This window comes from Pseudoalteromonas sp. MMG013, assembly GCF_018100885.1.
Classification (GTDB): domain Bacteria; phylum Pseudomonadota; class Gammaproteobacteria; order Enterobacterales; family Alteromonadaceae; genus Pseudoalteromonas; species Pseudoalteromonas aurantia.
In genome coordinates this window covers 46,319-72,415 of record NZ_JAGJEE010000026.1, presented here as the reverse complement: position 1 = coordinate 72,415, position 26,097 = coordinate 46,319, and the positions used below count along the sequence as shown (strand labels likewise).

The following is a 26,097-nucleotide window of genomic DNA, read 5'->3' as shown; positions in this document are numbered from 1 at the left end:
TTAAATTTTGATCTGGTACCTGACCAACAATAATAACTAGGGATAGCGTGATGAAACTGACATTGAGAACGAAAAAGATAAAGAAGTGACTTATTGAACCGACCTTAAATGCAAAGTAAATATTGCTTATTGTTAATGAAGAGACCACAAATAACTAAAGTTAAGAGAAGCGATACTGAAAAGGATAGGTTTCCCCAAAGAGACTCCTAGCTAATGCATGTTTAGAGGAATATAACGTCGTTTTTAAACGATGAAGCAATTACAAAAGCACAAGGAAATTAACGATTGAATATTATAAGTATGCCTCTTTTCTTATCTGTTATGGCAGGTTCACTCTATGGAAAGCTAGAACTGCAGGTACCCGCAAGTGATTTCTACTATGCAAGGGAATCGGGAGAGCTTGTAAACAAAGAAGTTCTATATGTGGGGAATGGCGTTAAGAAAGGACAAAGTTTATTAGAATATGCTGTGAAATCGGAACAAAATACGAGGCGCCTTCATGCTAAAACGGATGGATATGTTGAGTTCATAAATAAAGAACTTAATACTGGGCATTCACTCTCTGAAGGTCAGTTGTTATTTATTGTGACTTCGCACACAGTATTAGGAAAATATCAAACCTCGATTGAGTCCGATGATCCGATGATTACACCAGGTTCCAGTTTATGGTTTTGCGACAGTTCAGAACAATGGCAATTTCACGTAGATGAAATAAAAGGAAGTAAGCTTTTAATTTCGAGTAATTTAGATCAGAGAAGTTTCAATTTGCTAGATAAATTAAGTAAGCAGGATGCACTTGTCTCTTTTTTCGATAAAGAACACTGTAATTTATAGCGCAATGGGATGCAGCGGGGCAGGTACTCGCTATAGACATCGAGTTACTGTAACGTGGTATATGTATTTAAGGACCACCTACCTACATTTATGTAGCAAAATATATCCAATTTGCAGCAGCACTTACCAATTAGAATGAAGAGCGTTACAATACGACTAATAAGAAATGTTGGTTGCTATCGTAAAAAAGCAAACTATGGCTGCCAGTTTCATTGGCTCATATTTTATTCTAAAAGGATCAAGTGTTCATGGCACTAACTTCAATTATCTTGGCGGCGGGTAAAGGTACTCGCATGCGCTCTAAACTCCCAAAAGTTTTACACTCAATAGCAGGAAAGCCAATGGTACAGCATGTTATTGATAATGCTGTTGCAATGGGCGCTCGTGCGACAAATTTAGTGTTCGGTCATGGTGGTGAACAATTACAACTAGCGCTAGCAAGTAATGATGTAAACTGGGTCCTTCAAGAAGAGCAGCTGGGAACAGGCCATGCCGTTGCTGTTGCGACACCACACATTAATGATGATGATATTGTATTAGTTTTGTATGGTGATGTGCCTTTAACAAAGCGTTCTACATTAGAACGTCTGCTCTCGGCCACACCTTCAGAAGGGTTAGCGGTATTAACCGTCAATTTAGATAACCCAAATGGCTATGGCAGGATGTTACGAGCCAACGGTAAATTGGTGGGAATTGTAGAGCAAAAAGATGCCACTGCTGAACAGCTGAAAATTACAGAGATTAACACCGGAATAATGGCGGCGAATGGTCGGCTGTTGAAAAAGTGGTTATCAAATTTATCGAATAACAACGCACAAGGTGAGTATTACCTCACTGATATTGTGGCAATGGCGCATAATGAAGGCGTTGAGATATCTTCAGCTCAACCTGATGACCCCATGGAAGTTGAAGGTGCAAACAATCGAGCCCAGTTGGCTGCGCTAGAGCGAGCATATCAATCTTGGCAGGCAGCAAAATTAATGCTTGGTGGTGCAACTTTAGCTGATCCTGCTCGTGTCGACGTGCGAGGCGTCGTTTCTACAGGTGAAGATATTCATATCGATATTAATGTAATATTTGAAGGAACAGTTACACTTGGTGATAATGTGGTAATTGGCCCTAATTGTGTATTAAAAGATTGCAGTATTGGTGACAATGTTGTGATTAAAGCGAATACATTGATTGAAGATGCGCAGGTTGCGGCTCACTGTACGTTGGGGCCTTTTGCGCGCTTGCGTCCGGGGGCGGTGATGGATGAAGATTCTCATGTTGGAAACTTTGTTGAGATGAAAAAAACGCGTCTGGGTAAAGGTTCAAAAGCGAATCACTTGACATATTTGGGTGATGCTGAGGTGGGTGAAAAGGTCAATATAGGGGCTGGTACAATAACTTGTAACTATGATGGCGTGAATAAGTCAAAGACCATTATTGGTGATAATGCCTTTATTGGCTCAAATTCATCGTTAGTTGCGCCGATTGAAATAGGTAAGTTGGCGACAATTGGTGCAGGTTCAGTCATCACGGCAAATGTAGATGATGACCAGTTGGCCGTTGCACGCTCTAAGCAGCGGAATTTAAATGGTTGGCAAAGACCTGTTAAAAATAAATCGTAAAAATTACGCAAAGTGAAGGTGCATATTGGCCTTCACTTCATCTGTTTAAGCGTGTTCCTTTCTTCTAGGCAAAGTGGTACATTACTGTGAGTTAATCAAAAATTAACAATAATTAAAAGGTCTGCAGTAGAGTTATGGAAAATCTATTTCGCAAAGAGGTAATGGAAAATAAACAGCATCGACTCGAAGGCGCTGTGTCACTCGTTCAGCCACCGGTTTTTAAAACTCTGACAATGCTCATCCTTACTGTTGTTGTGATCAGTTTATGCTTCCTATCCATTGGTAAATATACCCGTAAAGAACGGGTGTCAGGGGTAATTGAACCCAATACGGGGCTATTAAGATTAAAAGCATCTCAAACAGGGGTTATCTCAGAAATTTTGGTGAAAGAGGGGGAGTATGTTGCTAAAGATGCCCCTATTTTACGTATTGCCTCGGCTAAGCACAGTAAACATGCTGTGGAGCTAAATCAGGCACTATTGAATCAGTATAGCTTTCAGTTGCAAAGTTTGGAGCAACAGTTACAAAAACAAAACCTTCAAGATAAGCTTGATATTAATGAACTCTCCCAACAGAAGCGTGTTGCAGTGGCTCGACTAGTTGAACTAGATTTACAGGCGAGTACGTTTTCTGAGCGCTTAAAGTTGAATGAACAAATGGTCACTCAGATTAGTACGTTAAAAGGTACTGGGTATATTTCAGAATTAGAATTACAACGCCAACGAGATACCTTACTTTCATTAAAACAACAAGCTTCAAGCATTAAGTCTGAGCGCTTATCGTTACAAAGCCAAATTGAACAGTTAGACAATCAACTTACGAAGCTTCCTCTGGAGCAGAGTAATCGATTGTCACAGTTACTCTCACAAAAAGCGGATTTACAAATACAACTCTCCTCGATAGAGCAGCAACGGTTAGGGGAGCTACGCTCACCAAAAGCTGGCATTGTTAGTGGGTTATTGGCAAAAGTAGGTAAAAATGTCGCTGAAGGCCAAAATTTACTGTCTGTTTTGCCTGAAAACAGTAAGATGCAGGCGGTGATCTTTGTACCAACTTCGGCATTTGGCTTTGTTAATGAGGGGCAGCTTACACGCTTACGCTATCACGCATTTCCTTATGAAAAGTTTGGGGTTTATGATGGGGAAATTATTGAGGTCAGCAATAGCGTTATACTGCCTGATGAAACAAATACGCCAGGCATCATAACCGATCCTGCTTATAGAGTCGTGGTATCGCTGCATGAGCAACAGGTACAAGCGTATGGGAAATCATCAGCGTTGCGCCCAGGAATGATGTTGGATGCTGATGTTATTATAGAAGAACGGTCATTATTGCGATGGTTATTTGACCCAGTATTTAGTATTCAAGGTCAGCTGTAAGCTGTATAAAAATGAGAATAAAGGCGGCTTATAATGCATATTGAAGACGAAGCGCCTGTAGCAAAGCTACAGTTTTGGTCAAGGAAATCACTTCCCATAATTTTACAGTCAGAAGCGGCAGAGTGTGGTCTTGCTAGTTTGGCAATGGTTGCTGCCTATCATGGCTATGAAAGTGACTTAATTTCCCTCAGGCAGAGGTTTTGCATTTCCATGGAGGGAGCGACACTGCTTGACATCATGCAGTTTGCGGAGAAACTTGAGTTAACATCAAGGCCTCTACGGATTGAGTTAGAAGATTTAGATGCGCTTCAGACACCTTGTATATTGCACTGGGATATGAATCACTTTGTGGTGTTAAAAAAAGCCAATGAGAAAAGAATCGTTATTCATGACCCAGCTTCCGGCGAAAAAACATTTACCTTAAAAGAAGCATCGAATCATTTTACGGGTATTGCACTTGAATTGACGCCCACGAAGCAATTTGAAAAAAAAGAAGCGAAACCTTCTTTGAAATTTTCAGACTTTTGGAGTCGAATAACTGGTTTAAAAAGGTCATTATTTTTAATTTTTGCGTTATCAATGCTACTGCAAGTGTTCACGCTGGCGGCACCCTACTATATTCAGTTGGTCATCGATGATGTGGTACTGACTGGTGATACATCGCTATTAACGGTACTCGCTGTTGGCTTTTGTCTGGTCATGGTTTTCGAAATCGCAACGAATGTCTTGCGGGGCTTTACCTTGTTACACTTTGGTAATCAGATGAATATTCAACTAGGCGCAAACTTATTTCATCATTTAGTAAGATTACCCTTATCTTATTTTGAAACACGTCATATGGGTGATGTGGTTTCTCGATTTGGCTCATTGCAACAAGTGAAGCAATTACTGACGACGGGTGTAATAGAAGCAATCATTGACGGTTTAATGGCAATTATAACATTGGCAATGATCTTCTTTTATAGTCCGATGTTATCGCTGGTGGTATTAGTGGCTGTAATTGCTTATGCATTAGTTCGAATGGCGATGTACAAACCGTTTCGTACTATTAGCGAGCAAGAAATAATGGCGCGAGCTGAAGAAAACTCTAACTTTATGGAAACGGTTCGCGGTATTCAAACCATAAAGCTGTTTGGCTCAGAAGTTAAACGCGAAGGACAGTGGCAAAATCGTTACGCTAAAGCAATTAACCAGAATATACGCTTAGGTAACTTTCAAATTGGTTATGATGCGATTAACCGCGCACTGTTTGGTATTGAAAACATTGTTGTTGTTTACTTGGCTGCACATTTGGTGATCCAAGGGGGCTTTAGTACGGGGATGCTATTTGCATTTATGTCGTATAAGCGCCAATTTATGGATAAAACTGCGAATCTTATTGAAAAGCTTATTGAGTTCAAAATGCTCGGTTTACATTTTGATCGTATAGCAGACATTGCACTGACTGAAAAAGAAGAGTTGCAACCAGATCAAACGAAAACGCATAAAATAGTAGGGAATATTGAGATTAAGAACGTGAGCTTTGCGTACTCAGATGCAACAGCTAATGTGCTCAATAAACTTAATTTAACGATTCAAGCTGGTGAATCTGTTGCGATCACCGGCCCTTCTGGTTGCGGTAAATCGACGTTGTTAAAAATCATGCTTGGCTTGAACCAAGCCAAAAGTGGTGAAGTGTTGATTGATGGTGTGCCACTAGATCAGATTGGGGCACGTCAATACCGGCAACAAATATCAGCTGTGATGCAAGATGATGAGCTTTTATCCGGGTCAGTTGCAGACAATATCGCTTTCTTTGACACACCTATTGATATGGAACGTGTTGTGTATTGTGCAGATTTGGCCGCCATTCATGATGATATTAGTGCGATGCCAATGGGGTATGATAGTCTAATTGGTGATATGGGGTCGAGTTTATCTGGTGGTCAAAAGCAAAGAATTATATTGGCACGCGCTTTATATAAAGATCCGAAAATTCTTTTTATGGACGAAGCAACCAGTCATTTAGACACCAGTTTAGAGTCAGATATTAATGAAGCGGTATCTCGATTAAAAATCACACGAGTGATAATTGCGCACCGACGGGAAACTATTGCATCGGCCGATCGCGAAATTAAACTGAAAAAGTATAAAGTTGAGGAAGAGCCAATGGAGAATAACTCTTAAAGTTGTTCACGCTGTGACACGTTGCACATTATCTAGTGAGATTTGCAAAGTGTCACATGTTGTATATTACGCAGGCTAAGCAGTCATTATTGTGTTTTTTGTCTCAACAATAAAGTCGTGCGGTATTGGTGACCTATCAGCATCTACGTCACTATCTCGAATTCCCTCGCTAACAATTTGAAAAATGAATTAAGACGTGAAACCTATCGCAATAATAATGAAATAGTTTGTGACGAAGTTGTGCTGTTGTTTGTTGTTTTTTGTTGAATTTTAGTTTCCTCTTAAGTACCTTGTGTAGATACTCATAATAAAAAAACTAAATTACCTTAAGGATAAGTATGACCAAGCCTAATCACCTTAGTGTGCCACAAAATACTAAAATACATCGTATTATTCGTGAGCTTGCGAATAAAGTCATAAATCACACTGATGAGGTTGCTGGCAATGGATTATTAAGTGGTTTGGCGGGGCATTTACTCTTTTTATACAATGCGCATCGTTTTGACCCAAGCCTTCTAGATGAGAATAAATTTACTGATAAGCTGGAATTATTACAAGAAGGATTAGCAGAACAATCGTTTGAGCTAAGCAATGGGCTTGCGGGTCAAGCATGGGTATTAGAGTATTTAAATCAAGCGAATCAAGATGATTATGATGCCGATTTATTAGAAGATGTTGATGCGCTTTTTGTTGAGTCTTTAGCGCATAACCCATGGTTAGGCGAAATAGAGATGGTTTTGGGCTTATCAGGTTATGCGCCCTATGCCGCTAGAAGAGCGCGTTTTACTGATCAAACGGAATTGTATACGGTGATTGTTAATGGCCTAGCAAGCGTATCTACAAAGCTAGACAGTGGCCATATTACTTGGTCACAACCTTCAGAGTCTGTTTATCGATTTGATAAAGATGAAGACTCTCACCGTGGTCCTGAATATAACTTGGGCCTTGCTCATGGGGTACCCGGTATTATTGCTGCTCTGTTACCCGCTGTACACATTCCTAAATTAAAAGAACAAGTTACAGAACTATTGCTGGGAGGTTGCGATTGGTTGCTGGAACAACAAAATCCAGACAAAGCAGCAAATGCTTGCTTTGGTTCATGTGCAGGTGAAGGGTATGAGTCTAGATTAGGCTGGTGTTATGGAGATCTTACTATCGCGCTGACTTTGGCGCGTGTCGGAAAAGCCATTGACCGACCTCATTATGTTGAACAGGCATTAGAAATCGCAATACACAGTGCACATCGAGATGCTGAGTCAGGGCATATCATTGATGCGGGGTTGTGTCATGGTTTTGTTGGGTTAGTGACAATTTATCAACAATTGAATCACATTATGCCCCACCCAGTATTAAGTGATGCAATGAATACTTGGCTTGAATATAGTTTGAAGCAATATGATGAACGGGGTATTGAAGCATTGTATTCATTTAATGGATTAGATAAAACACATAGTGAAGACTTCGGTTTCTTGATGGGCTATGCGGGGATAGGTATTGGGCTCATTAGCTTTTTAGATGATGATGTAAGTTGGTCTGATTGCTTGTTAATGTCATAGGAGATGAAGGTGTTAAATAAAAATAAAGTGAATCAAAAGCCTAAGACTTTAAAAAATAGTCGTTTTTTTGTAGTACGTATACCACGTCTAGCGGTAGAGCACTTAACGTCATTTTCAGAACCAGAGGTTGATAGCAATACAGTATTGAGCAATTGGCTAGCAATGCCTGGCGTTGAAGAGGCAGTATACTTAGCGAGTCCGTCTCTACTTGAGCGCATTGAACAGTGGCGTTCTAAGCCAGAATCAAAGCAGGGTAAAAAGGTCGCAAAAGCGCTACTGAAATATATGGTGAGAATGTGTTCACGGCCTACGCCATTCGGTTTATTTTCGGGCATTCATAAAGGCATGGTTACGGATAGTACACAGTTATGTGCGAGTGACCATACTCAAGATAGTCGTAAGACACGACTTGACATGTTCTATTTGTCGGCATTGAAAGAGCATTTTATTAAGCATGCATCGCATTCAGATACATTGACTTATAAACCCAACCCATCACATTACTTTATTGCAGAACAGTGTCGATATATCGAAACTTATATGTCTGATGAAAGTATGCAGTACCGATTAAGCGCAGTGGAAAGTGATGAATACTTTTGTTTTGCGTTAGACCAAGCGAGTTCAGGCTTAAGCTTAAATGGTTTGGTTGACGCATTCTGTGACCACTACGCAGAAGCTGAGCGTGAAGATGTGCAAGCATATATTCAAGACTTGATTAGTGAAGGGATCCTACTTGCTGATATTCCACTGCCACTTACAGGGGACGCTCCTGATCTCGCTTTACTGAAGTCACTTGAGGATATTGAAGAGCGAGAGACCGCCGATCATTTGGCGACGGCGTTGTCACAAATAGAGAGGTTAGATGAGCAAAAAAGTGGTGAAATAACGCCTTATAAACAGTTACTCACCCATTTTGAGAATTTGCCAGTTAAAGCGCAAGAAAATAAACTGTTTCAGTCTGATATTTATCGCAGCTTTGAGACTTGCCATTTAAGTGAGATGGAACTCTCGCGTTTTCAAAAGCAATTAGAGCTGCTCTCGGGACTAAGCTTGTCACCAGAGCAAAGTGCCCTAAATCAGTTCTCAACCAAGTTTAACGCGCGGTTCGAAGGGCAGTTTGTGCCATTAGATGTCATTTTGGATGATGAGTCAGGCATTGGTGTGTCTAACGAAACCGGTTATGAAGCGCCTTTAGTAGCAGGTCTTAATTTAGCACGTTCAGGAAAAGGTAATGCCACGGTCCCTGAGATTAGCGTGCTAGACAATATAATTGAAGACGCGATCAGTTTGCCTGAAAACCGCAGTCGCACCAGTATTACACTCAAAAGCAAAGAATTAAAAGCTAAAGTAACCAACAAAGGAGCTGTGAGTAAATACCCAAGTTCTTTTGCAGCAATGATGAGTTTGTATCAAGATGAGAAGCAAAACCCGATCATTAAATTAAATGGCTGCTACGGACCATCGTCTGCGAATTTGTTGGGCCGCTTTTGTCACTTAGATGACTCTTTAAAAGCAGATGTTATTGGGGAGCTAAAGCGAGAGCAAATGCACTCCCCAGATGTGATTTTTGCAGAAGTTGTACATATGCCTGAAGGTCGGCCAGGCAATGTTATTGCCAGACCGCATTTGCGAGAATATGAAATTGTCTTTATGGCGGATAGTAGTCTCGCGCATGAGTATCAGATCCCATTGAGTGATCTATATGTTTGGGTAGAAGGACAAAAGGTAAAGCTATGGAGCAAGCGTTTGAATAAACAAGTGGTGCCACGCTTATCATGTGCACATAATTATTCAAACCGTAGTCTGAGTGCTTATAAATTTTTATGTATGTTGCAGCACCAAGACGGTCGAGCGCCTCATTTTAGTATGCCCAGTAGTACAGAACGAGCTGCATTCGTGCCACGCATTATGCTAGACAATTTAATTTTGAGTGAAAAAACATGGCGGATCGATCGTAAGCACTTTGAAGATATAGCTAAAAATGGTCATTTTGAACACGCAAAATTAGAAGTCTTGTTAAGCAAATACCAATTAGATCCATTGGTGAGCTATGCGATGTCAGACAATGTTTTAAACCTAGATTTACGTAGTCCAGACATGTTCGATATTCTGTTGAGTGAAACAAAAGGACAAACAAGAATAGAATTAAAAGAAGTACTGTATGCGCAGTTTGAATCTCGTACTATGGATGCGCAAGGTTTACATTACAACAATGAAGTGATTGTGCCATTTTTTAATGAACTGGCAACACCACATAGTCATTATGCGGATAATCCTCTAGCCAATATTACGGCCACGCCGATTAAACGCCGATTTAGTGCAGGTTCACAGTGGTTAAGTCTTAAAGTGTATTCAGGCAATTCTTTAGTGGAACAGTTATTGAGTGAGCAATTGTTACCCCTGATAGAAGACAATAATGCGCTTTATGATAAGTGGTTTTTTATTCGCTATGGTGATCCAGATTGGCATTTGCGTCTGCGCTTTCATGGCGATCCAGCCACACTCTGCGGTGTTCTCTTACCTAAGCTAAATGCGTTATTAGATCCGATGGTTGAAAGTGGCGAGTTACATAAAGTTGAGCTAATGACATATGAACGAGAGGTTGAGCGTTATGGCGGGCCTGAGTCAATGGCATTGATTGAATCATTGTTTATGTTTGATAGTGCATTGATAGCGAAAACATGTGGATTGATAGATGAATATGATGAAGGAATACGCTGGCGTATGGCGCTAAGTTATACTGACCGCTTACTCTCATTGTTTCATTATAGCGATGAAGAGAAGTTTAAGTTGATCAGCAGTCTGCGTGATGGCTTTGGCCGGGAGTTCAACGAAAGTAGCGTATTACGTAAGCAATTAGGCAATCGATTTAGAGAATATGAAGGTCAGTTGCATGATGATTTTGAAAAGTTACATACAGACAAAGCGCATGAGTGTGATGAAGTGCAGCAGGCTTTGTTCGATTTATTAGCGCAATGGCAGCAACAAGCTGCACCATGCGTGGCACAACTAAATGTACTCATTGAAGATGAGCAGCTCAATTGTAGTCGTGACTCTTTATTAGGATCCATTTTACATATGCATAATAACCGGATGTTCAAGGCATATAACCGAGAGCAAGAGCTGGTGGTTCATGATTTACTGCGCCGTAAGTATTTTTCTGCAGACAAAAAGCAGTAGCTGGAGATTGTGTTAGGTAGTGACATGGGTTAGAGGCATGAGTTAGGGACATAATAAAACGCTAAAATTTAATTTTTAGCGTTTTATTATGTTCAGTGTGAATACCTAATAGGCAATGTCGTCTTTTAAAATTGCGCTAGAATGAGAATATAAGATATTAACTGTATTTTAGAAGGGGTGTATTTCGGTGAACAGAGTAACGAAAAGCTTATATTCTTGGGTCATTATTATGTGTTTTGGCGTGACCGCTCACGCAGCCGAAAATGAGACCTTGGTTGATGAACTTGCGTTCTTGCAACCCTTTTTAGGGGGGTGGCAGGCTGACTTTGCTGTGCCTGTAGGGAAACCGGCAATGCAAGATGTGAGTCATTGGGAGCGAGCATTAAATGGTACCGCTGTGCGAACTTTACATTCAATTAATGCGGGTATGTATGGAGGGGAGTCATTAATTTTTTGGGATGATGCAAAGCAAGAAGTTGTATTTTATTATTTTACGACGGCAAGTTTCTACACTCAGGGAACGATAAAGCGATTATCTGATGGTGGGTTTGCGGCATATGAAACCGTGACAGGTAGCGAAGAAGGGATCACGCAAGTGAAATCGACTACGCGCTATATAGATAACACCATGCAAGTGTCGACACAATATCTCAAACAACAGCAATGGACTGCACCACAAATACGTACTTATACACGTAGCACGCAGCAGGTGATATTTAAGTAGCTCATCAAGGTGTGACGAAGCGAATATACGAATGATGTTTATTTTATTGAATAACCTCGCACAACTGATGGGTGTGGTGATTCAGGACATACCGAATAAATCCAGTGAGCTTTCTGTCCACTTTAAGAGCAATGAAAGGTGTGTTTATTGTCATATTGCTTTGCTTTGCGTTGATATGTTTAGCGAAGGCATTTCTTTGTTCGCAATTTATTAAGTAACCACTGTAGTCGCGGTAGTCGCATTAAGCTATTCTTTTGTTGTCCTTTTGCTGCCAGAAATAATTGGGCTGTGGCATCATTACGGGCTTTTTGGATGTGTTTGCGGTGACATTCTTGTGCCGCATAGTGCCAATCCTGCTGTTTTATCGCATTATGTAGCTTAGGCCAATACTGACCTAAGTGATGGCTGCCTAAGTTAAATGCCATATCTAAAAGCGCATATTTCACGGGCTGAGGAAGTGCTTTAAAGGGACGGTTATAACCATTCTTTTTACTAAATATGGCGCTGAGTTCTTGCTCAAATTGGGTTAAATGCTTTTGCAATATCGCCTCACACTGTGGGTCCGATAAATGTAACTGGCAGTGTGTGCCGTACCAAGCTGCTTTATAGCCTGTTGGTAGTGTAGAGATACGGTTATATTCTGCTTTTTTTTGCGCTTTTGTCGCCAGTTCATGCTGTTGAGTGTAAAGGGTGAGTGCACAAAACTGTTGTATGTTCGCCATCATAAAACCAATACCAATGGTTGGGTTACCGCGACTGTCGAGGTATAAGTGATTAATTTGCCCTTCAAATTGTTTCAAGTTCGCAATAAAGTTAAAGTTTTTGGGTGCCATGAGTACTCATATTTTTAGATAAAGATGGTAAAGAGCAGTGGGATACCTCTTCAATATGTGAGGTTTGATCGACGGTGTAGCATTCTTTTAGTACGGAGCAATAACATGCTTTTGCGACGACTTTACGAATTTTATGATCGATTTGCAGCCATAAACCGGTATTGAAGTTGGTTTTTTGCATCGTGAATACATGGTATTGCTCACCATTGGCTAACAATATATTGTTGGTGGTACTGGAGACCAACCAGCCAAATGCATTTCGGTAGTTAATATCGGAATTGTGATGCTCAATGTCTAAGAGTGCTTGTTGATAAGCATCCAAGTTACAACAATCATTGAGCAATTCTAAAATATCATAATGGTGATTACCCTCATAAATATATTCAATGTAATGAACAATCGCGGGTCCAGTGCCAGAGTTCTGAATATTCATATTAATGGTTTGCTGTTCTTCATTAATATCAAAATTGGAGTAGCCCATTTTTAACCAAGGCCAAGTTTCCGCTTTAAGTTGTCGTTCAGCGGCAGCGACTTGTTGTTGAGATGCTTTTGCTTGCAGGTAGGTGGCATAAAATGAGGCGGCGGAAATGGCCATTGCACAGAGTGCCAACATGGTATTCACTTTTGAGCGAGTTAGCCTGGGCTTGCTCTTAATTCTCACGTTGCGCACGGTTTCAGTGCTTGGTGGAGTGGGATCATTTATCATAATGCGAACCCTTTATAGCGGTGCGAGGAATACGGTGAGCTTATCCCCTATTCGTAAAGTTTCTTTGGATAGGCTGTTCCATTGCATCAATTTACTGACTGTGACATTAAATGTGCGAGCAATGCGCCATAGACTATCCCCCGACTTGACGGCATAGTCAATTTTCTTGTCTGCTAAAATGGGCAGCATCAGTGTTTTTCCCGCGCGAATGCGAGAGCTAGTTAGTTGATTGAAGGTTTTTAGTTGTGCCAAACTTAAATCATGACGTTGCGCTATGACGCTTAAGCTGTCACCGCGGACAATGGTGTATTGCTGCCATTGTTGCTTGGGCATCAAAGGTTGCTGTGCAACGTAAGTATGCCAGCTAGCCGTATCCGCTGTTTTGACTACAATATGCTGCGGGCCATCAAGGAGTGCTGGAAATCGAGTATATCCAGGGTTGAGCGATTCAAGAGATTGCCATGCAGACGTATCAGTGAGTATAACGCCGTTTTTAAGCGGTACAACGTCTATCACTGCTTGATTAGTGATGGGAGGAAACTCCATTTCTTGCTGGCGTAATAAGGCTGCCGCGGCTAATAATTTAGGCACATAATGACGCGTTTGTTGTGGGAGTTTTAAACTAAAGAAGTCACTCGGTTTTCCTTGTTTTTGATTGTTTTTAATTGCCCGTGCCACCCTGCCTTCACCGGTATTATAGGCGGCAATGGCATGATACCAATTGCCGTTAAAACGTCGGTGTAAATAGGTGAGAAAATCTAACGCTGCATGGGTTGCATCAACAATATCTTGGCGACCATCATACCAAGGTCCTATTTTTACCCCATAGTGTTTTGCAATGAGAGGCGTCAGTTGCCATAAACCAGATGCATGCTTATGGGAATACGCAGCAGTATTAAAGTCACTTTCAATTAATGGCATTAAAGCGAGTTCAATTGGAAGGTTTCGACGTTCAACTTCACTCACAATGTAATATAAAAAGGGGGCTGCTCGGCGGCTTATTTCATGCATGTAGTTTGGATGTTTTAGGTACCACTGAATTCGCTGTTGTACGCTGCTATGTTGGGATGGTGCGAAGCTCAATTGTAATGCGATTCGTTGCCATACATCGTCTACGTCTTGTGGTTTAACCGTGACAATATTTTTGTTCTGGGGCAGTGTTGTAGTTTCGGTGGTTTGTGTAGGAACAGGGGAGTCATTACTGTGTTTCACCTGATATGGAGTTTTTGCACACCCAGTTAGCATTAATATAACAAGCGAAATAATAAGATAAAGCAATGGCATAGTTGGCTGTGGCCTTTATTATTTTTAGTATGATGTGATTGTAGCGAAATTTACGTGTTTTGAAATAGGAGACAAGCAAGAAGACCTAGTTTTATTATGACACTGCCATAAAAGTGCCAAATATACGTAACCAATAAGTCACCTTTGTATGATGGACTGTGCAACCACACAATTTGGTATAACTTATTTGAGGTCTTTTCCATGTGCAAACATATCCTACTAACACTTTCTTTGTTGACTATTTTATCGGGCTGCGCGCTCGATGGTGATGATGGTATCACTGGTATGGATGGTCAAAGCGGTGCGCAAGGCACAGTTGGTGAAGCTGGTAAAGATGGTATAGATGGCAATGCTGCACTTGACATTACCTTAGTCGGTCGTGGAGTGTTAAATGCGCAAAGCCCAGAAGGTGCTGCAGAGATTGTCGCATATCATGCGAAAAAACAGTGGATATATGCCATTAATAGTTCTGGTGAAACGGCTGTGGTTGATATTTTACCTATGACAAACCTAGCTCAAACCGGTCTAACTAAAAATGCGCAAGGTGTGGTGACCGCCACAAACCTGAATAGCACGATAACCATATTGTTAAATGACCACACCCCTGGGGATGCAAACAGCATTGCAATTGATGAAAATAACCAATTGCTAGCGGTGGCAATGGCATCAGGGGGAGCCTCAGAGGTAGGGAAAATAGCCTTTTATGATATTGCAGGAGATATCCCAAGTTTTATAAAAAATGTAGAAGTGGGGGCACTACCAGATATGGTGACATTTAGCCACGACGGTGCAAAGGTGGTTGTGGCAAATGAAGGTGAACCTGCGGGAGATTATAGTATTGACCCAGAAGGCAGCATTAGTGTTATTGCCGTTACCAACGGCGAAATAGCAGACACCGCAACCCACATAGGGTTTTCTGCGTACAACAATAAAAAGGCTGAATTAGAGGATCAGGGAATGATGTTTGCTAATCCGTCTGGCCGGACAATTAATGGTCAATTGATTAATACGACCGTGGCGATGGATTTAGAACCTGAATATGTCACTGTATCCAACGATAACCGTTATGCCTATGTGTCGTTGCAAGAAAATAATGGCTTAGCTGTCGTTGACTTGACCGATCACAGTATTAAGCTGCTGGGTCTGGGCTATAAAGATTGGTCAAGCTTGACGATGGACGCATCGGACAAAGATGGCGGAATTAACTTCAGTTCTTACCCTGGGTTGATGGGAATGTACCAGCCTGACACCGTGGCGAGTTATACCTGGAGAGGGGCAAACTTTATTGTTACTGCAAATGAAGGGGATGGTCGGGAGTATTTTTTTGCAGCAAAAGACAGTGCTGAGTGTGTCAACAAAGGGGGATTAGAGTTTGATGAAGATGATGGATGCCTAGCATACACTGATGAGGTACGCGCAAAAGATTTAAAGCTAGCCAATAACTTTGCCTATTTAAATAATGATAATGATGATATTGGCCGTTTAAAAGTCACTACCGTCAAAGGTGATGCAGATAATGATGGTCAATATGAACAACTGTATACCTACGGCGCTCGGTCGTTTTCTATCTGGGATGCCAATGGCCTTCAAGTGTTTGATTCAGGGGATCAGGTAGCGCGAATTACGGCATCCGTGCATGGAGAGGCGTTTAACAATGATGAAGATGAAAATGAAGGTGATACACGCTCTGATGCCAAAGGGGCAGAGCCTGAAGCATTGACTTTAGGGAAAGTTGGCGGACGTTTATTTGCGTTTATTGGTTTAGAGCGAATGGGGGGCGTCATGGTCTATGATGTCACGAACCCTCATAGCGTACATTTTGTTGATTACTTTTTTAATCGTGGCACTGTGGAAGGTGAAGATGTGTCAGGGGACTTAGCGCCAGAGGGCATGGCCTTTGTTTCAGCTGAGAACAGCGTAACGGGTAAGCCTTTATTGATCATTGGTAATGAAATTTCTGGCTCTATTGCTGTATGGCAAATTGGCTACGCAGAGTAACCCAGTCTGATTGTTTCTGTGTCGCTTGATGGAAATGTAAAATGGCGTATTGAGAAATACGCCATTTTTTAGTGGTACTGTTTAACTTACTGAGCTTTTTAACGTGATTGACTCTGAGGCTGATGCGCCGCTTGTGGCATGTTGATGCTTACCGAGTGAAAAACAAAATAGGGCGACAAGTAACAAGGCGCAATTGACTAAAATGACATCTAACAGTAAATACGGATGTGGAGCGTGCCCAAATAGCACTTGGATCAAGTCATAAAAAGGACATATCGCAAAGAGTACCGCTGCGGCTAATAGTTGCTGCACCATTGCCTGGCGAATGGCCTTTCGTTGCATACTATTAAAGAGTGCATGTAACAGACTAATGCCGATGGCACAGAAAAATAGCGTTGGCAGTAAATCGGTCCGTGTCCAACTGAAGGGGGCAAATCTAGCGCCTATAAAGCTGCAAGCAACGGCAATTAAAGTCCCAGTTGATAATGCTAATGTCATTGCTTTCACAAAGGCTAATCCGCGTTTACTTTGCTGGCGGTTGTTTTCTCGCTTTTCAAGCCACAATAAATTACCCGTTAAGATGAGATAGCAACAACCCAAACCAAGAATAAAGTAGATAAACTTCAAGGTGATCCCCCCAAACTCTCCAAAATGCAGGCTACTTAGTACAGTATATGTGGCTGCAGTCGGTGCTTGCTGAGCATGATATTCACTGATCAAAGAGGCGTCTTTCAGTGAATAAATAACATGCGTGGTTGGTATTAGGGCATTATGTTCGATTAAACGCACTTCGACTTCGCCATTTTCGTCACCCATGGCAAAAAAGTTTAATCGTGCAATTTTATGGTTAGGATATTTTTCCTGAACATCTTTAAGAATAGCATTGGCGTGGGTATTACTGACTGGGTTGCCAGAATATTCAACGTTAGGTTGGCCGAAGAATCCAGCTGTTTTGATCAGTGCAGGGATATCTCCTTTAAATACTGCGAAACCAAATCCAGCCTGCAATACAATACTGAGATTAAACATGACCCCGGTCAATGCAAAGATGAAGGTGAAAGGTAAAGAGGATACGCCAATAAGGGTATGACCATCATGGTAAATATCTTTGTTTTTATTGAGTCTATATTGATAAAAGTGACTGACTAGTTTTTTCAGCACAATACAAATACCAGACATAACCATGACAAAGAACAACAAGGTGATCACGCCGACTATCTCAGTACCGTAAGGGAGTAGTAAACTGATATGTAAAAGATACAACATATCACTGAGGTAAAAATCTTCGCCATTATAAGGGAGTAGTTGTCCGGTATTGGCATCAAAATTGAGTTGATGGTCAATATGCAGACCGTCGGCGGTTTCTGTTTCGAATGCGGTATAGTAATAGGGCTGATCTGATTGTGGAATTGAGACTAGTACGCCATGATGGGCCGGTATGTTGTGCTCTTGAGTTGCTATTTTGTCTAAAATTGTTGAGATAGGAACGATTTGTTCAGAGAGTGGGTCAGGTGCATGATATTGGCTATCCCAATGTATAATATTGTGGCGGAATAATGAAATAGAACCACATACGAAAACGATCATGAGTACGCCTGAAATAATCAGGCCGAGCCAAGCATGTGCATGGGTGAGGTTTTTTAACGTTGTTTTATTCATCCTGTTGGCCCCGCAGCAGTGAAGAAAATACCTGTAAATATGAGAATAACTGGTAAGGCGGCTTTCGCTGCGCGCCCCCAAGCTTGTTTATTCGTATTAGCGGCATAGCACCATGTCATGACACCAGCCCACGAAGATAGCGCGAAGATCAACCCCAATGCCAGTATCAGTCCGACTTGACTAGGCATTAATAGGCTTAAACTACTGGGCACTAAGACCATGAAGATGAGGCCACTTATCAGACCTGCAAAGGTTTTATGCCACATAGCGTGCTCCTAATAGTTGAAAGAAAGCGCTTAGGACTATGACACTTATTAGACTTGACCAAATCCAAGTGGGTTTATGTGCCAATAAGAAAACAGCTGCGGGAATAAAAAACATGGCGAAACATACAGTGTAAAGTACAGCGATAAAAAAGCTCAGTTCAAAGAACATCAAAGTCGCTATGGTGACAATAATGAGTATGCTGGCATATAAGAGGGATACCATGCGTGTTGGCGTTTTTTGATTCTCAGTTCTAAATTGTTGCCTTGGACTGGCGCCGTAGAGCAATATGCCGCATAGCCAGTAAGCGGGTAATAAAAAAAAGTAGCTCATTGTTTTTCCTATTCCTTCAAGTTATTGTTGTATTCATTTCACTGTTGAAACGATAAAAAGATGCCATTTAACTGAGCATCTTTTTATCGGTTGTAAAGCCGCTGTTTACGGGCGGTTTTTTATTACCAATCAAAATTACCACGGAATGTAAGCGACAACTCTCTTGGTTTACTAATGCGAGGATTACGTGCTCTATGCGCGACGTAATATTCTTCATCAGTGATGTTCTTGCCCACTAAGTAAACCCCATAGTTATCCCATTCATATCCTAGTTGCATATCAACGACTGTTCTTGCGTCATTTGTGAGATCAAAATACAGATCTCCTGGTTCTAGACCATCTCGGTATGGGTTTGCTCTGTTTGGTGATTCACTGGCATAGCTGGCATTAAGATTGGCAAAGAACCCAACGGAGTCTTGGTAAGTGAGTCCAATATTATGCGTTCTTTGTGGTGCAGGAAATTGACGACCTGATAAGTCAAACTCCGTGTTGCTGCCATTTTGATTGGGGATCTTAATTGAAAAATCAGTAAATTCTGTACCTGCATAACCAATTGCAGCATAGGTTTTTAAGTTATCACTGATCGTATAATTGAGCTCTAATTCGAATCCTTTTACTTCAGAAGTGCCGGCATTAACCGTTTGTATATCAAAGTTATTAGGTGAGAGTTGGACTGATACTTGTTGATCTTTCCAATCTAAATAAAACAGGTTTGCATTGGCTGTGAGCTTACCATCTAACCAAGTAGAACGCACTGAGAGTTCGTAGTTATCTGTTGATTCCGGTTCATATTCAAATACATTTGCACGAGCTTGGTTTACACCAACGCCGCCAGAACGATAGCCTTTTTGGAAGGTGAGTGTGGTTGAAATATCATCATTTACATGATAGCTCACACCGACCTTTGGTAATACGGTACTGAATGAAGCATCACTTAATGGCGCGACTTGTGATGCACTGTCGGCAAGACCCACGACCAGCGCGTTTATGCCACTGATCAGCGGTACTATCCCTTCATACGGAGTACCGATATAACTGCTGGGGTTGGGTAAGGCGCTTTTGTTAAGAATATCGTATTGTGCCTCACTGGCATTTTCTTGTTTTTCTCTATCAAAACGAATACCTGCAAGTAAGTCCCATTGTTCGTTCAAATGCCAAACGCCATCTGCGAAAAGGGCATAGCTGGTAATGTTACTGGTTGCTAATGAGTAGACTCTTGTTTTTGCAGGGTTAAAATCAGCATATTGGCCTAAAACTAAGTCTGCGATTTGTGGGCTGAGCTTATATTGAGACTGTAAAGCACTACTCGATAGCCCTAATCGAGCCAATGAATAATTGTTAAGGCCGGTGCTCACTTCTTCCTGTTCACTTTTGAAATAATACGCGCCTGCAACACCGCTAAAATTATCATAGTCAAAGTTAATTCTGAATTCTTGCGTTAGCGTTTTTTCTTCGTTGTTATAGAAGGTTGCACTGCCTGTATCAACTACCGGAGTGTTGCCATAACCTTGGGGATAATCTGAATCCCATGAGTAGACTTCAACAACATCTGAATAAGTGGTGTAAGACGCCAATGAGATGAGGTTATTGATATCATAATTGATAGACAAGGAGATTAAATCTGTTTTGACTTGTCTTTGTCGCGTGTCGTTATAAGAGGTTGAGCGATTGCTAAAGGTATCTGCTCCAGCATCCTTAGTCAGGTTAGCATCTCCATATTTACGTTCTGCATTCATAACGCTGAGCATCGTTGATAGGTTTTCGATACCAGCCGGCTCATAACGGAGTTTAAGACGATATGTATGTTCGCTGTCCGTGTCAGAGTGGCTGTTATCGTATAGGTTGGTAATGGAGCCATCGTAACGCTTCTCTTCGCCACTAAATCTAAAAGCTAGCTCATCGTCTATTAAACCACCTCCTAAGGCAATACCAGCTTCTTGCTTACCATTTTCACCCAGGGTCAGTTTAAACTGTCCTTCTTTGTCGTCGCTTGGTTGTTGGGTATTTAAGATCACCGCTCCGGCTAACGAATTACGCCCTTGCAAGGTAGATTGTGGACCTCGAAGTATTTCTATTTGTGTGGCATCCCATGTAGAAAAAGTACCATTTCGAATGAGTCCTTGAGGGATGGGGGCGCCGTCAATATAAACGCTGGCAAGGGCACTATGCCCGTCTCCTGAGACGTTTGAGCCATCAATACCACGGATACTAAAACCATAGTCGGTTGCATGTGCATTAGCAGTATTAACGAGAGCGTCTGTAAAGGTGTTGATTTGTTGGTGCTCAATTGTTTCAGCGGTTAACACTGCAACACTGGTGGTGGTTTCTTGTAAGCTACGAGCTATTTTATGGCCAGTAACGATGATGCTTTCAATTTTTTCATCGTTTTTTTTATCCGCTTCGGTTGCTAATGTGGCATTTGAGAGCGCTATTGCGGGTAATAAAAAAGTGGCGCGCATTGCAATAGAGAGAGTAGAGAACTTCATGGTTTCCTTTAATTAAGAATTGTTTTTATTTGTATTTATGGGATTATGCTAACACAAGTGATATTGCAAATCATTATTATTATGAGTGTTTTTTGTGCTTTGTAACGTGGTTTTATCAAGATGTTGTGAGTTGGTCTATTTTATTTAAATTAACCCATTTTTACATTGTTGTGTAATTTGCATTAAACTCCTTTGCTTTTCTTAATAGCAGCAGAGGAGTTGGAGGCGGTGAACTCAATAAAGACACTATAGTTTCAGTGTCACAGTGAGTGACATCTTTGGTTTAGCTACATCATAATATAAGTGGTTCCTAAGTAGACTGTTAGCTCGGTTTAAAGCGAAAACCTGCCGCTTAAATTCCGTTTTATCACGTCCGAAAGCCGCGAGATTAAAGCGCATATGTGTAGTGGTGTTGAAATTAAATTCAGTGAAAAAGCTCAACTGTGGAGCCGTTTTTTCAGTGTAAATTTCGTCATAATAGTATTCAGTATAAACATGACTTTTTTGGTAATGTACTCCCCAAGATAATGCATTGAAATCCTGTTTAAAGTCTAAGTTTAACTGCTGTGGGGTAAGGCCTGTAATAGCTCTTTTACCTGTTATTGAATCGTTAAATGTGGCATGTCGATAAGTATGCGTCATTTCTAAACGACTATTGGGTACAATTTTATCGGTTTGAAGTGTTATTTGTAAATCAGTACCAAAATACTGGGCGGACCCTGCGTTACCAATGCCAACTTCAGTGTCAGACAATAAAGTGTACTCGTGGATATCACGTTGCCATTGATAAAAGGTGTTTAGGTTAATGTTGACGAGTGTGTTTGGTACGTAATTGGCTTGCATTTCAAGCTCATCATATTTCATCGGCTTTAAGCGAAGGTTACCGATGAATGCCCTGTCATAGTTTGATTCTTCACTGGCTATAAACGGTTCAAAATCAAGTTGTTTGACTTGTTGCTTCAATGTCGCTGAAATAGATACAGTACTTTTATTATCAAAACTGAGTCTTACAAACGGTTTAATATACACTTTGCTAAACTCGAAACTGTCACTCCCTTGGGTTGTTAACTTGGCGCTTTCAGCATTGATTCGCGCGTACACTTGCCAATTCTGATTTAATGCATACTGTAATTTGACATACGGTTCATAGCGAATTTCTTGTATATCGCTGGATATATAGTGTGGTGATTGTGCCTCGGATGGTAATGTATTCGCTATGAGCTCATTACGACTATAGGCAATACCTAGCTCGGGTGATAAGGCATGGGTTGGTTGAGACAATATGACTTTTGCTGCCAGTTCACGCCAATTTTGAGTTTGCATAAACACACTCGAGTCCTGTGGGCGACTATGTGTTGTTGAATTGAAAAATGTAGCGTGAGTATGGGTTTTATCCTGCATATTTCTAAGTGAAGCCACACTGTGTAATTGCCATGTACTCAGGCCTTTATATTGCCAGTCGACGCCAACGTTTAGCTGTGACTTTTGAGTATTTTCTAGAAATAGCTGTTTTGAATTTGTAGAAAATAAATTGCGCGTACTTTCATGATAGTTGTTTTTTTCATTATTAATCGTAAGTTGCAGCAAGTTTTTTTGATCTTCTAAGCGGCTAGTCAAACTGAGCGAGTGGCTTTTATCTTTTTCTTTATATGATTCATCCCCGATGTGATTGGCTATATTATCTGGAGTCTGTTCATAGATATCAGCGGTTGATATATAGCGTGTGTTTTGGCTATTGGCACTAAACTGATGATTCCAGCCCTGCCAAGGCATGGCTATTTTGAGTGCGATATTATCTAACATGACTTTATCTGCTTGTTGCGCAAATTCAGTGTATAGGGTGGTTTGACTATTATTTTTATGGGTAATGATGTTGATCAATTGTGAGAATTGGCTTGCAACAGAGTAAGGGTGATTGGTGTTATAGAAATCAACACGCTTAATTTGATCAATGGGTATTTGCTTGAGATACGCTTGGGGAGAGCTATGCTCTGGGATTGAAGGAACCCCATTGATAAGAATATTAACAGTGGCGTTTGATAAGCCCCGTTCACTGGGCTTTTCTACCAGGGTAAACTCTGGGACATTTTCAATAATGTCTAGTGCGTTTTGGGCACTGAATTGAGCCCAGTGGTCAGCATTGAGGACTTTGGGTGTGCTCATACTTGTGGTGTTAGCTATGACGTTATGGGTGATGCATGTCGCCAAACCTATAAATAAGTAGCGACATAGATGCTTGAAACGAGTATACAAAACCGGCTCCTTTCTCTCGGTATGATTTTTCTAGTTATTAAATATAAACAAACTAACTACTTCAAAGCATTAGGGATGATTGGGACGAGTTTTGGGAGGAATTATATAATCGTGCTATTCATCCCTATGGTATTGGGAGGAGCGTATCAGAGTGCTCTTGAGAACAGCAATTACGCGGCATCATGCCAGAGTTTTTTGACTTGATGTTTATAGGTTTTGCTCAGGTTGACCGGTTGGCCATTTTTCATCACGATACTGAGACTGCCAGTTGGGGAAGTGTGTATGCGCGTTATATAGTTTATATTAATAAGATGGCAACGGTGGGTGCGTATAAAGTACTTGGCTGGCAAGCGTTGTTCAATTTCCTTTAATGTCGTGCGTTTTAAATACGTTTTCTCATGGGTAAAAATTTCGACGTAGTTACTGGCTGAGTTAATATTTATGATGTCTTCGAGCGGTAAGGCTACTTTATCTTTACCGCTATCAACTAACAGTGTTTGAGCATGACGCTCTGTTGCCGGTTGTTCTTTTAGGAAGTGATACCATATCGCCATAATAATACCAATCACAACTGGGTGAGATGGCGCGAAGTAGACCAAGGTTCTTGATATTTCATCATGGTAAAAGTAAAAATCAAAAATAGCTTGGTAGGTCATTGAGCAACAAAAAATCACTAAGCCAACGAGAATATAGGGTCGTTTTTTAGTTGCCTGAGCCGGATCGTATAAATGATTGAGTAAACGAAATGTTATAGGGGTCAGTAAGTACCATAGTCCCCACTCTTGCGGCGCCCATAAAGGGTGGTTGTCAAATTGGTGCTTAGTGAGCACGAGCGCATCATGGATGATCGTAAGTATCGATAACAACATGATAATTATCGTCCATACAAGCGTTGACAATATCCACTCATTCTTGAACTGTGACGTCGAGAGAAGCTTGAATTTAATGATATCGTCCTTTTACTTACCTAGCCACTTGCAATTTTATAGCAATAAGGCAGCGTATTTCAATGCTTTAATCTATATAAAATGCAACAATTGAACCTGTAAAAGGTTCAGGTTTTATGAGAACATCGCAAATTTCACATGGCGACTTTGATACAATCAAGTTGATTAAAGTTTCTTGCTCGAGGATGTAGGTGTGTTGAGTGGAGACCTGCTAACAGGTTGCTTACGGCGGCTTTATAAAAGGACACATTAACATAGCGAAAACTGGACGAAAAGGCCGTCAAGCTTTCGCATAGTAATGATTGTCTCGTTAGAGGTCGCTGTCTTTTTGATTTGATAGCGTAGCAATAAGTTCAGACAGTGCATTGTTAACACTTTGAGCATTATTCCAATCTAAATTATCCCAGTCTAATTCAAGGTTAAGATCTGCAACATTGCTAAAAAGTAATGTTTTTAAAATATCGACAGAGTGAATATTCTTTAAGTTATAAGTTGTGGTGACTTTCTTGGCGGCTTTTTTCCCCGCTAATTGCTGCTCAATGAGGTCGCCAATATACTTTCTGTCAGATAAATTGAGTAGCTTTTTATCGTGTTCTACTTTGTAATCGTTTTCAATTTTTAAGACTATTTTCTTTGTACCGACAAATGAGTTTGTTAGGCCTTTTTCATAAGCTTCGATGACTTCTGGGTATCGAGTCAAAACATTATAATTATCAAAGGCACCCATGGAAATCCCTAAATTCTTCGCTTTATCCTTAACGGTTAGCTTTTTATCTCCGAGCTTTAGGCGTGCTTGATCTAGAGAGTCGATTTCTCTCATGGCAGACAAGAATGCTTGTAATTTACCGTATTGAGGCAGGTCTTCGCGACTCGCATTTTCCTGGAATTGCTTTACTTTCGATAGCAGTGGTTTGTTTTCATACACTTTAAATTGTGCAACATGAGAGAAACCATATGCAAACACTAATGCGAAAAATCGACGGTGCCCAGTGAGTATTTGGTAATGACCATCATCTGTAGGAAAGACGGTCGGTGCTTGAATCATTTCTGAAACGGAGATATTTTCGCCAAGCTCAACGATGGACTCGATAGTTGTATTGGCTTTCTTCCATTCATTAGACCCATATTTTAGACAATTTATAATACAAGACTTACCGATCATTACATGATTTTCAGCTTGGTAAATCTCACTGAGTTGTCTTTTGGTGATATTGCGCGTAATAAATTGCTTTGCATGCTCGTCTTCAATAAAAATACACGGCATAAACCTAGCATTTGAATCGTCTGGTTGAACTGAGCTAAGAAAAAGTGATTTATACTCAAATGATTCAATATGAAACAGTTCTTTATTGTTAACGCTGGCCAATAGTAATTGATCTAGTTTTTCTACCATAGTTCTTTTGCTCAAGTAAATTGTGGTTTTGCCAAGTGTGTGACCTGTTTAGGTCATGAAACACGGAACACTTGCATGATAAATGTTCGACATATCATGACTTGTTGTATCATCAGTCTACGATGCATGTCGCTAATTATTATTTTTGAATAACGAGACTATATCAGAATCAAGATTGTTCGGCCACTCAGGAATTGCTACTACCTTTTTTATTCCAAGTGCTTATAGGTACAGACGGTGAAAGTTGGCCGTTCATTTTACGATATTAATAGAGAGGGTAATTTTGACCGAGGTGACGACTGATCTGACAATTAAGGGGTTATGTAAATCATGCTTGAAAAAGCTAAAAAGCAGACGGTAAAGACCTAATTTACGCTTTGTCGTTGTAAAATTGCTGCTTTGTTTTTTGTTAGATATTGTTTTTAAAGTTTTTATTTAATTTCTCAATGCTTGTTAATATGGTTTTTAATACTTAAAGTAATCGACCGG

General features: G+C 40.7%; 18 protein-coding genes. 8 read left to right on the top strand and 10 right to left on the bottom strand.

All coding sequences use genetic code 11. The features are described 5' to 3' along the window. The first annotated feature begins 300 nt into the window (after positions 1–300). From J8L98_RS18830 to J8L98_RS18800, 7 genes are all read left to right on the top strand, one after another. On the top strand, positions 301–834 hold the full coding sequence (locus tag J8L98_RS18830; RefSeq protein WP_210997707.1) for a hypothetical protein: 534 nt from the start codon (positions 301–303) through the stop codon (positions 832–834). Between the two features lie 248 nt (positions 835–1,082). Beyond that, complete coding sequence (gene glmU, locus J8L98_RS18825; RefSeq protein ID WP_210997706.1) at positions 1,083–2,447, top strand: bifunctional UDP-N-acetylglucosamine diphosphorylase/glucosamine-1-phosphate N-acetyltransferase GlmU; 1,365 nt, start codon at positions 1,083–1,085, stop codon at positions 2,445–2,447. A gap of 134 nt (positions 2,448–2,581) precedes the next feature. Further along, the gene (locus J8L98_RS18820; protein WP_192509162.1) at positions 2,582–3,826 is read left to right on the top strand and encodes an HlyD family efflux transporter periplasmic adaptor subunit; all 1,245 of its coding nucleotides are present in this window, start codon (positions 2,582–2,584) and stop codon (positions 3,824–3,826) included. Positions 3,827–3,859: 33 nt separating this feature from the next. Beyond that, positions 3,860–5,992, top strand: a complete 2,133-nt coding sequence (locus J8L98_RS18815) for a peptidase domain-containing ABC transporter (protein WP_210997705.1) — start codon at positions 3,860–3,862, stop codon at positions 5,990–5,992. Positions 5,993–6,330: 338 nt separating this feature from the next. Beyond that, positions 6,331–7,548: a lanthionine synthetase C family protein gene (locus tag J8L98_RS18810; RefSeq protein WP_210997704.1), complete on the top strand. Its 1,218-nt coding sequence runs from the start codon at positions 6,331–6,333 to the stop codon at positions 7,546–7,548. A 9-nt stretch (positions 7,549–7,557) separates the two neighbouring features. Continuing rightward, complete coding sequence (locus J8L98_RS18805) at positions 7,558–10,728, top strand: lantibiotic dehydratase (RefSeq protein WP_348771917.1); 3,171 nt, start codon at positions 7,558–7,560, stop codon at positions 10,726–10,728. Positions 10,729–10,957: 229 nt separating this feature from the next. Continuing rightward, positions 10,958–11,452, top strand: a complete 495-nt coding sequence (locus J8L98_RS18800; protein WP_210997710.1) for a hypothetical protein — start codon at positions 10,958–10,960, stop codon at positions 11,450–11,452. Between the two features lie 179 nt (positions 11,453–11,631). Here the strand turns inward: J8L98_RS18800 and J8L98_RS18795 are convergent, their stop codons facing one another. From J8L98_RS18795 to J8L98_RS18785, 3 genes are read right to left on the bottom strand one after another with little or no spacing between them, the layout of a single operon-like run. Next, positions 11,632–12,285, bottom strand: a complete 654-nt coding sequence (locus J8L98_RS18795) for a hypothetical protein (protein ID WP_210997702.1) — start codon at positions 12,283–12,285, stop codon at positions 11,632–11,634. Further along, entirely contained in the window at positions 12,266–12,991 is a 726-nt protein-coding gene (locus J8L98_RS18790) for a hypothetical protein (protein WP_210997701.1), read from the bottom strand. Before J8L98_RS18790 ends, J8L98_RS18795 begins: the two co-directional genes overlap by 20 nt. A gap of 12 nt (positions 12,992–13,003) precedes the next feature. Then, the gene (locus J8L98_RS18785; RefSeq protein ID WP_210997700.1) at positions 13,004–14,275 is read right to left on the bottom strand and encodes a LysM peptidoglycan-binding domain-containing protein; all 1,272 of its coding nucleotides are present in this window, start codon (positions 14,273–14,275) and stop codon (positions 13,004–13,006) included. Between the two features lie 201 nt (positions 14,276–14,476). Here J8L98_RS18785 and J8L98_RS18780 point away from each other — a divergent pair, with 201 nt between their 5' ends. Next, positions 14,477–16,273 (top strand): choice-of-anchor I family protein, encoded by a 1,797-nt coding sequence (locus J8L98_RS18780; RefSeq protein ID WP_210997699.1) that lies wholly within the window; start codon positions 14,477–14,479, stop codon positions 16,271–16,273. Between the two features lie 81 nt (positions 16,274–16,354). On the opposite strand, the gene J8L98_RS18775 is transcribed toward J8L98_RS18780, so the two are convergent. From J8L98_RS18775 to J8L98_RS18745, 7 genes are all read right to left on the bottom strand, one after another. Next, positions 16,355–17,932, bottom strand: a complete 1,578-nt coding sequence (locus J8L98_RS18775) for a PepSY-associated TM helix domain-containing protein (RefSeq protein WP_210997698.1) — start codon at positions 17,930–17,932, stop codon at positions 16,355–16,357. Then, complete coding sequence (locus tag J8L98_RS18770) at positions 17,929–18,198, bottom strand: hypothetical protein (protein WP_192509153.1); 270 nt, start codon at positions 18,196–18,198, stop codon at positions 17,929–17,931. Before J8L98_RS18770 ends, J8L98_RS18775 begins: the two co-directional genes overlap by 4 nt. Then, positions 18,188–18,529, bottom strand: a complete 342-nt coding sequence (locus J8L98_RS18765) for a hypothetical protein (RefSeq protein WP_210997697.1) — start codon at positions 18,527–18,529, stop codon at positions 18,188–18,190. Before J8L98_RS18765 ends, J8L98_RS18770 begins: the two co-directional genes overlap by 11 nt. Before the next feature lie 122 nt (positions 18,530–18,651). Further along, positions 18,652–21,015: a TonB-dependent receptor gene (locus J8L98_RS18760; protein WP_210997696.1), complete on the bottom strand. Its 2,364-nt coding sequence runs from the start codon at positions 21,013–21,015 to the stop codon at positions 18,652–18,654. Between the two features lie 246 nt (positions 21,016–21,261). Beyond that, positions 21,262–23,268, bottom strand: a complete 2,007-nt coding sequence (locus J8L98_RS18755; RefSeq protein ID WP_210997695.1) for a hypothetical protein — start codon at positions 23,266–23,268, stop codon at positions 21,262–21,264. Between the two features lie 170 nt (positions 23,269–23,438). Continuing rightward, positions 23,439–24,137: a LytTR family DNA-binding domain-containing protein gene (locus J8L98_RS18750; RefSeq protein ID WP_210997694.1), complete on the bottom strand. Its 699-nt coding sequence runs from the start codon at positions 24,135–24,137 to the stop codon at positions 23,439–23,441. Between the two features lie 388 nt (positions 24,138–24,525). Beyond that, on the bottom strand, positions 24,526–25,608 hold the full coding sequence (locus J8L98_RS18745) for a hypothetical protein (RefSeq protein ID WP_192509148.1): 1,083 nt from the start codon (positions 25,606–25,608) through the stop codon (positions 24,526–24,528). Between the last annotated feature and the right edge of the window lie 489 nt (positions 25,609–26,097).

Coding starts and splice junctions, on each gene's coding strand:
- J8L98_RS18830 (WP_210997707.1), top strand. CDS start 301: ATGCCTCTTTTCTTATCTGTTATGGCAGGTTCACTCTATGGAAAGCTA.
- glmU (WP_210997706.1), top strand. CDS start 1,083: ATGGCACTAACTTCAATTATCTTGGCGGCGGGTAAAGGTACTCGCATG.
- J8L98_RS18820 (WP_192509162.1), top strand. CDS start 2,582: ATGGAAAATCTATTTCGCAAAGAGGTAATGGAAAATAAACAGCATCGA.
- J8L98_RS18815 (WP_210997705.1), top strand. CDS start 3,860: ATGCATATTGAAGACGAAGCGCCTGTAGCAAAGCTACAGTTTTGGTCA.
- J8L98_RS18810 (WP_210997704.1), top strand. CDS start 6,331: ATGACCAAGCCTAATCACCTTAGTGTGCCACAAAATACTAAAATACAT.
- J8L98_RS18800 (WP_210997710.1), top strand. CDS start 10,958: ATGTGTTTTGGCGTGACCGCTCACGCAGCCGAAAATGAGACCTTGGTT.
- J8L98_RS18795 (WP_210997702.1), bottom strand. CDS start 12,285: ATGGCACCCAAAAACTTTAACTTTATTGCGAACTTGAAACAATTTGAA.
- J8L98_RS18790 (WP_210997701.1), bottom strand. CDS start 12,991: ATGATAAATGATCCCACTCCACCAAGCACTGAAACCGTGCGCAACGTG.
- J8L98_RS18785 (WP_210997700.1), bottom strand. CDS start 14,275: ATGCCATTGCTTTATCTTATTATTTCGCTTGTTATATTAATGCTAACT.
- J8L98_RS18780 (WP_210997699.1), top strand. CDS start 14,477: ATGTGCAAACATATCCTACTAACACTTTCTTTGTTGACTATTTTATCG.
- J8L98_RS18775 (WP_210997698.1), bottom strand. CDS start 17,932: ATGAATAAAACAACGTTAAAAAACCTCACCCATGCACATGCTTGGCTC.
- J8L98_RS18770 (WP_192509153.1), bottom strand. CDS start 18,198: ATGTGGCATAAAACCTTTGCAGGTCTGATAAGTGGCCTCATCTTCATG.
- J8L98_RS18765 (WP_210997697.1), bottom strand. CDS start 18,529: ATGAGCTACTTTTTTTTATTACCCGCTTACTGGCTATGCGGCATATTG.
- J8L98_RS18760 (WP_210997696.1), bottom strand. CDS start 21,015: ATGAAGTTCTCTACTCTCTCTATTGCAATGCGCGCCACTTTTTTATTA.
- J8L98_RS18750 (WP_210997694.1), bottom strand. CDS start 24,137: ATGTTGTTATCGATACTTACGATCATCCATGATGCGCTCGTGCTCACT.
- J8L98_RS18745 (WP_192509148.1), bottom strand. CDS start 25,608: ATGGTAGAAAAACTAGATCAATTACTATTGGCCAGCGTTAACAATAAA.